The organism is Micromonospora sp. NPDC005194 (assembly GCF_040608335.1).
In the GTDB taxonomy this organism is placed as follows: domain Bacteria; phylum Actinomycetota; class Actinomycetes; order Mycobacteriales; family Micromonosporaceae; genus Micromonospora.
In genome coordinates, this window is record NZ_JBEXIA010000031.1 from 75,947 (window position 1) to 81,949 (window position 6,003).

Sequence of the window (6,003 nt, forward strand, 5' to 3'; positions counted from 1 at the left end):
GGGGCCGCTTCTGGTCGCGAAAGCGGCCCCGCCACGAACGCGTCCGCCGGGTTCGGGTCCCTGCCGGCCGCGCCGTCGATACCCCACTTTGCCGGGAGTCTCTGGACAACCACACAGCGTTACGTAATCTCCTTGGCGCAGCCCATTTGCTCCCAAGGAAGGGACGGCATGAACCACGCGTTTGTCGCAGCGCTCGCCGAGGCGGGTCACACCGCCGAGAGCCTCGCCGATCGGATCGGTGTGCATCCGAAGACCGTCGCCCGGTGGGCGAACCCGGGCCACGTTCCCCAGAGTCGACACCGCGCGACCGTCGCGGAGCTGCTGGCCCGCGACGCCGAGGCACTGTGGCCGGACGCATTCCGGCGCCGCGAACCGGTGTGGTTCCGACCCTGGGTCGACCTCGAACGCGAGGCGCTGACGCTGCGGTCGTTCCAGTTGGCGTGGGTGCCGGGTCTACTCCAGACCGAGGCGTACGCGCGGGCGACCCTGGCCGGCGGGGTCCTGACGCCGGACGCGGTCGACGAGTTTGCCGGGGCGCGGATCAGCCGGCAGTCGATTCTCGACCGGGAGAGCGACGGTCCGCTGCTCATCGCCCTGCTCGACGAGGGGGTGCTGCGCCGGCGCGTCGGCGACGACCGCGCGTTGATGGCGGCGCAGCTCACGCACCTGCTCGGGTACGTCGAGACGGACACCGTCCAGCTCCAGATCGTCCCGGCGGACGCGCCCAGCTACCCCGGGCTCGACGGGCCGTTCACCATCGCCGACCTGCCGGACGGCTCGCGGGTCGCGCACGTCGACAGCGCCGCGCAGGCGCAGATCCTCGACCAGACATCGGAGCTTGTTAGCCTGGAGCGGCGGTGGGAGCGCATTCGCGGCGAGGCGCTGCCCCGGGGGCGTTCCCTGGACCTTCTCAGAGAAGCGGCGGCATCATGGACCTGACCGACGCGCGGTGGCGCAAGAGCACGAAAAGCGGCGGCAACGGCGGTGACTGCGTCGAGGTCGCCGACAACCTCCCGGGCGTGGTCCTCGTGCGCGACACGAAGGATCGCGACGGCGCGACGCTCACGTTCAGCCCGCAGTCGTGGCGCAGCTTCGTCGCCATGGCACGCGACGCCCGCTGACCGTCCACATCGCACGCGGGGCTCCCGGCGGCGCCGGGAGCCCCGCGCACGGCCGGCCCGATCTGATCAGCGCACGCCGGCCGGTTCGGCCGGTTGCGGTTGTGGGGCCGCTGGCCAGGTGAGCCGGCGTACGCTGGGCACGAGCGCGGTGCCGGCGCAGGAGGCGAGGACCAGCAGGCCGGCGACCGCCAGGGGTACGGGCGCGCCGAAGGCGTCGGCGGCCAGCGGCGCCAGCGCGTAGCCGAGCGGCATCGCGGCCAGCGACACCAGCCAGTCGTACGAGGTGACCCGGGCCAGGACCTCCGGTGGGAAGTGGTGCTGCACGACGGTCTCCCAGACCGGGTTGAGGTAGCCGAGGGCGGTCAGCGCCACGGCGTACGTGACGATCACGGCCGGGGCGGGCGCGGCGACGGCGAGCAGGAACAGCGGCGCGGCGTAGCTGGCGAGCCCGAGGTTGGCCAGCAGCACCGGCCGGCGGAGTCGGACCCGCCCGGCCAGCAGCGAGCCGGTGAGCATGCCGACCGCGCCGGCCTGCAACAGCAGCACCCACGTCGCCTCCCCGCCGAGGCGGTTGATGGCGACGGCCGGGCCGAGGGTCATCAGCATGGCGGCGGCGCCGTTCCACGCGCCGTGCCCGAGCAGGCTGGTCCAGAACCAGTCGCGGGCGCGCACCTCGCCGAAGCCGTGCCGCAGGTCGGCGAGGACCGAGCGGCGGGGCACCGGCACGTGTCGGACCCGGACCAGCGCGAGCAGGGCGGCGCTGAGCGCGAACGACGCGCTGTCGATCACGAACGCCCAGCCGGGCCCTGCGGCCCAGATCAGCGCGCCGGCCAACGCCGGGCCGAGCAGCCGGCTGGCGTTGGCGGTGACTCCCATCAGGGCGTTGGCCCGTTGCCGGTCGGCGGGCGCGACGGTGCCGGCGACCAGGGGAGACGCGGTCGGGATGGCGAACGCCGACGCGGTGCCGCCGAGCGCGGAGGCCACCACGACGGTGGTCAGCGACACCTCGCCGCCGAGCAGTTCGACGCCGATCGCGAGTTGGGTCGCGCAGCGGACCAGGTCGGTCAACAGGGCGACGCGTCGGGCGGCGAACCGGTCGGCGACGACGCCGCCGAGCGGCAGCAGGAGCAGCCGGGGCACCATCGCCGCGGCGAGGACGACGGCCAACGCCCCGGTGGAGCCGGTGGCCCGCAGCACGGCCAGGGCGAGCGCGGCGGGCACCACCGCGTCCCCGACGGCCGAGACGGTACGGCCGAGGAACAGCAGCCGGAAGGAGCGGGTGCGCAGGGGGTGAGCCATAGCCGCAACCTACTTCGACACCGAACTTTTCGGCAATGAATATTTCGCTGGTGAGCTAAGCTGGCGATCGTGACCGACACTCCGGACGCCGTCGACCGGCACGTCGAGCGGTGGCTGCCCGTGGTGCCTGACCTCGACGCGGACGTCGAGGGCACGGTGGTGCGGATGATCCGCCTGACCCGGCACCTGCGGGCGGTCAAGGAACGGGCCCTGGCCGACTTCGACCTGCCCGCGCACGAGTACGACACCCTGCACGCCCTGGCCGGCCGGCGCGGCCGGGCGGCTCCCTCGGACCTCGCCGCGGACCTGTCCGTGGCACCCGCCTCGATCACCGCGCGCGTCGACACCCTGCTCCGGCGGGGCTTCGTGCGCCGGATACCGTCCACCGTGGACCGCCGTCGGGTGGACGTGGAGCTCACCGACGCGGGCGAGGCCGCCTGGCGCGCGGCGATGGAGGTCCAGGGCGCCGAGGAGCACCGGCTGCTCGACGCGCTGACCCCGGCCGAACGGCGGCTGCTCTCCGACCTGCTGCGCCGGGTGCTGCGCGTCGCCGAGCAACCGTAGCCGCGTCCTACTCCTCTGGCTCCCAGGCGATCAGCTGGTCGAAGACGCGCCGGTCGCCCTCGACCTGCAGCGAGTCCATCTGAATGCGGCCGTAGCAGAACATGACCAGCTCACTGGCCGTACCCCGGGCCGAGACATAGGCCGTCCCCGGGCCCGCGTCGGCGACCGGTGCGACGAGCCGGGCGGTCCGTGCCCCGTCGGCGGAGAACCAGATCCGCCAGGAACGGCCCTCGGTGGCGTGATAGTCGACGATTGCGGGCTCGTGCGGCCACGTGGCCGTCGTCGCGACGCAGGTGGTCAGGAACTCGTCGACACCGTCGAGGGCCACCTCGTCCGGTAGCGGCTGCGAGGCGTCCACGGCGACCTGGGCGTCATAGGTGTGCACGGCGACCTGCTGAAGCTGGTGCCGGGCAACGGCACCGGCGGTCTGCGGCGCCTGCGATGAACCCCACCACGTCCAGCAACCACGATCCGGGCCGGCTTCCCGCAACGCGGCCAGCAGCTCCGCCGTCGACGCGGCGAACCAGGCCAGCAGGGCCTCGCGCTCGCGGGGCGGCGCCGGGGTGGAGATGGCCGGCGGGGCGTCGGCGGGCCCCGCGGCCACGATCGCCGCCCACCTGAAGCGTCCCTCTCCCAGGTGCTGCACCAGGTCGAACAGCGTCCACTCGGGACAGGTCGGCACCCGTACGTCGAGGCTGGGCGCCGCGGCGACCGCCGCCCGGAAGGCGGTGGACCGCTCGTCCATCAGCCGCAACAGGTCGGCGAACTCCAGGGTCTCTTTCACCGCGGCTTTGTACCACCGCCCCTCGACAACCGACAGCGGTTTTCCGCGCCCCCGACGGCGAGGCCACCCGGAAATCCGTTGCCCGGCAGCCACGGGTTGACCATGCTGACGGGCATGGATCAGTGACCGGTGGCGCACGTGCGCGATGAGGACGGGTTCGAGTCACCTCCCCGTCTGCCCCTCCGCGCCGAGACGCCGGCTACCCGCCACTGGATCCGGGAGGCCCCCAGTGCCTCCTGCCGAGAGCTTGGAATCGCCGAAACCATGAATGGTTCCCGCCGTATCCGTGTGCCAGCCTTCGCCCGCACGGATACTCCTGCCGTCGAATTCGACGCTTCAGTCGTCTTCTCGCCCCCACCGCTGCCACGCACCCCGGGCGGCGCCTGCGGGGTTCACTTCGCCGCGGTGAACCCGTCGCCAGGATCAATCCCACAGCTGACCGCTGAACCGATCTTCCTCAACCTCGAGGTGCGGACCAGCAGGCCGGCGACAGCTGGCGTGGGCGCGTACTCGGAAAATCGCCTGGCGGCGCTCGTACGCCGATGGGAGGGTGACCGGCATGACTGCGCACGCTCTGGCCGGGGCCCTGGCCGACGACGGACGGCGACGGGTCTTCGCGGCGGTCGCGTTGGGATCGACAAGCGTGGCCGAGGTCGTGCAGCGCTCCGGCTTGGCGGCGCGGGTCGTGCTCACCGGGCTCAGGCGGCTCGCCGACGCGGGTCTGGTCACCGGCGCTGACGGCGCGCTCGCGGTCGACGAGGCGTCGCTGCGGGCGGCGGCGCGCGACAGCCGCCCGGCCGACGACGCCGCGCCGGCCGACGATCCGGTGCTGCGCACGTTCCTGCGCGGCGGCGTCCTGACGGGCATGCCGGCGCAGCTCGGGCGGCGACGGGTGCTGCTGGCACACGTCGCCCGGCAGTCGTTCGAGCCGGGCACGCGCTATCCGGAGCGGACCGTCGACGACGCGCTCAAACCGTGGTGCGCCGCCGGCGCGTCGGACCACGCCACCCTGCGCCGCTACCTGGTGGACGAGCGGTTGCTCACCCGTGAGCAGGGCGTCTACCAGCTGACGGACGCCGAAAATCAGTTGACCGGGCAGTGACGATCGACGGGTGACCACGACCCTGCGGCCCGCCTGGGTGACCGCCCTCGCCCGGCCCGACCATCCGGACGCGACGCAGCTGCTGCGCGAGTACATGACCGAGATGGTGGTGCGCTACCACCGCCGCCCGGCCCGACCCGGCGAGGTCGACGCGGCGCTGGCCGAGATGCCCAGCGACGACCTGGCGTACCCCGGTGGTCTGCTCCTGCTCGCGCACCGCGACGCGGAGCTGGCCGGTTGCGCCGGGCTGCGGTGGCGTCCGGACTGGGCCGAGCTGACCCGCGTGTTTCTTCGCCCCGCGCACCGGGGCGCCGGCGGGGGCGCGGCGCTGCTGGCCGCCGTCGAGCAGCGGGCGCGGGCGGTCGGGGCGGATCGGATCCGGCTCGACACCCGATCCGACCTGGTCGAGGCCCGCGCCCTGTACGCCCGGCACGGCTACGCCGAGATCCCCGCGTACATGCACGGCCCGTATGCCGAGCACTGGTTCGAGAAGCGGTTGACGTCCGACGCGTGAGGCGCTAAATAAGAAGAGGAAGTTGAGTCACCACGGCTCAACTCATCACCTTCGGCCAGGAGAACCGAGGAGGCACAGCGATGTTGATGCGTACCGACCCGTTCCGCGAGATCGACCGGCTCGCCGAGCAGTTCTTCGGTACGGCAGCCCGTCCCGCGATGATGCACCTGGACGCCTACCGCGACGGGGACCACTTCTACGCGGCGTTCGACCTGCCGGGCGTCGACCCGGACACCATCGACTGCACCGTCGAGCGCAACGTGCTCACCGTCCGCGCCGAGCGCCGCCGGCCCACCGGCGACGGTGTCGAGCTGGTCGCCGCCGAACGCCCGATGGGCACCTTCACCCGGCGGCTGTTCCTGGGTGACACCCTGGATACCGACCGGCTGGAGGCCGGTTACGAGAACGGGGTGCTGACGCTGCGCATCCCCGTCGCCGAGCGGGCCAAGCCCCGTCGGGTGACCATCAGCGCCAACGGCGACGCACGTCGACAGATCAACGCCTGACCGCGACGGCCTCGACGGCCGGCACCCGCCCCGAGGCGCCGGCCGTCGGCGCGTCGCCGGGCTCCCGCTCCCCGGCGGGCGCGTCGCCGCGCTTCGGCTCTGCGGCGGGCGCG

At 73.2% G+C, this 6,003-nt stretch carries 8 protein-coding genes; 6 read left to right on the plus strand and 2 right to left on the minus strand.

The features are described from left to right. Positions 1–168 precede the first annotated feature (168 nt). Positions 169–939: a Scr1 family TA system antitoxin-like transcriptional regulator gene (locus ABZU53_RS23845; RefSeq protein ID WP_355067573.1), complete on the plus strand. Its 771-nt coding sequence runs from the start codon at positions 169–171 to the stop codon at positions 937–939. Then, positions 930–1,121 (plus strand): DUF397 domain-containing protein, encoded by a 192-nt coding sequence (locus ABZU53_RS23850; protein ID WP_354855266.1) that lies wholly within the window; start codon positions 930–932, stop codon positions 1,119–1,121. The genes ABZU53_RS23845 and ABZU53_RS23850 overlap by 10 nt, the downstream gene beginning before the upstream one ends. A 66-nt stretch (positions 1,122–1,187) precedes the next feature. On the opposite strand, the gene ABZU53_RS23855 is transcribed toward ABZU53_RS23850, so the two are convergent. After that, a complete protein-coding gene (locus ABZU53_RS23855; protein WP_355067575.1) occupies positions 1,188–2,420 on the minus strand; it encodes an MFS transporter in 1,233 nt (410 codons plus the stop codon). Between the two features lie 69 nt (positions 2,421–2,489). Between ABZU53_RS23855 and ABZU53_RS23860 the strand changes: the two genes are divergently transcribed. Beyond that, positions 2,490–2,984 (plus strand): MarR family transcriptional regulator, encoded by a 495-nt coding sequence (locus ABZU53_RS23860; RefSeq protein WP_355067577.1) that lies wholly within the window; start codon positions 2,490–2,492, stop codon positions 2,982–2,984. 7 nt (positions 2,985–2,991) lie between these two features. On the opposite strand, the gene ABZU53_RS23865 is transcribed toward ABZU53_RS23860, so the two are convergent. After that, positions 2,992–3,768 (minus strand): maleylpyruvate isomerase family mycothiol-dependent enzyme, encoded by a 777-nt coding sequence (locus tag ABZU53_RS23865; protein WP_355067579.1) that lies wholly within the window; start codon positions 3,766–3,768, stop codon positions 2,992–2,994. 559 nt (positions 3,769–4,327) lie between these two features. Between ABZU53_RS23865 and ABZU53_RS23870 the strand changes: the two genes are divergently transcribed. From ABZU53_RS23870 to ABZU53_RS23880, 3 genes are all read left to right on the plus strand, one after another. Then, positions 4,328–4,870: a DUF2087 domain-containing protein gene (locus ABZU53_RS23870; RefSeq protein WP_355067581.1), complete on the plus strand. Its 543-nt coding sequence runs from the start codon at positions 4,328–4,330 to the stop codon at positions 4,868–4,870. 10 nt (positions 4,871–4,880) lie between these two features. Next, the gene (locus tag ABZU53_RS23875) at positions 4,881–5,384 is read left to right on the plus strand and encodes a GNAT family N-acetyltransferase (protein WP_355067583.1); all 504 of its coding nucleotides are present in this window, start codon (positions 4,881–4,883) and stop codon (positions 5,382–5,384) included. A gap of 80 nt (positions 5,385–5,464) precedes the next feature. Then, positions 5,465–5,890 (plus strand): Hsp20/alpha crystallin family protein, encoded by a 426-nt coding sequence (locus tag ABZU53_RS23880; protein WP_354855272.1) that lies wholly within the window; start codon positions 5,465–5,467, stop codon positions 5,888–5,890. Positions 5,891–6,003: the final 113 nt, after the last annotated feature.

Coding starts and splice junctions, on each gene's coding strand:
- ABZU53_RS23880 (WP_354855272.1), top strand. CDS start 5,465: ATGTTGATGCGTACCGACCCGTTCCGCGAGATCGACCGGCTCGCCGAG.
- ABZU53_RS23845 (WP_355067573.1), top strand. CDS start 169: ATGAACCACGCGTTTGTCGCAGCGCTCGCCGAGGCGGGTCACACCGCC.
- ABZU53_RS23850 (WP_354855266.1), top strand. CDS start 930: ATGGACCTGACCGACGCGCGGTGGCGCAAGAGCACGAAAAGCGGCGGC.
- ABZU53_RS23855 (WP_355067575.1), bottom strand. CDS start 2,420: ATGGCTCACCCCCTGCGCACCCGCTCCTTCCGGCTGCTGTTCCTCGGC.
- ABZU53_RS23870 (WP_355067581.1), top strand. CDS start 4,328: ATGACTGCGCACGCTCTGGCCGGGGCCCTGGCCGACGACGGACGGCGA.